This window comes from Oleiphilus sp. HI0080 (assembly GCF_001635135.1).
On the sequence record NZ_LWFU01000286.1, the window covers coordinates 1 to 675 of the forward strand.

Annotated in this window: 1 protein-coding gene; it reads left to right on the plus strand. The window is 45.6% G+C overall.

Annotated elements, in window-relative coordinates; all coding sequences use genetic code 11:
• Nucleotides 1-563, plus strand: a 563-nt coding sequence (locus A3751_RS22605; RefSeq protein ID WP_197466146.1) for a hypothetical protein, incomplete at its 5' end; no start/stop codon positions are given.
• Nucleotides 564-675: the final 112 nt, after the last annotated feature.

The window sequence follows — 675 nt, forward strand, 5'->3', positions numbered from 1 at the left end:
ACGGTATCGACCCAGATGGCGACGCTGGCACTACAGTATTGATCTCTGATCTTTCTATCAACGGTTACCTTGGCCCAGTCGATATTCATATCGAAAACAACGGTAACGGTTTCGGTTCTGGTACTGCTACTCCAACAATTGGCGCTGCAGACTCTAAGATCAACTGGAACACTTACGTTAACGTAACTGACCTTGATGTTTACCTAGACATCGCTGGTGTTCAGATCACTGATTTGAAAATCAACAACGTACGTGGTGACGTTACTGATCTAGATGGTAACTTCTCTTTCGGTTTCGCACAGTCTAACCGTCAAATCTTCGCAGTACGTAACACTGCTGGTTTTGATGCGGCAGGCCTAGCGGCTGCAGCTGGTGGAGCGGCTTACGCTAACCCAGTAGCAATGGCTAACGACCTTGGTCTAGACGGCGTAGCGATCAACACTACCTTTAAAGGTGACATGGAGATCGGTGCATTGTCATTCGGTGACACTGGTACTTCAATCGGTGAGTTGTACTGGACTGACATCGAGAGCTACACTAACTGGACTATCTCTGCACACTAATTACTTGGTGTAATGAGTTAAGTCTCAGAGGAAAAGCCGCTCTCAAGAGCGGCTTTTTTTTTGAAAAAAGTTAGAAACTAGGAGTAAGGTATGAAAATGATAAAAAGAACGG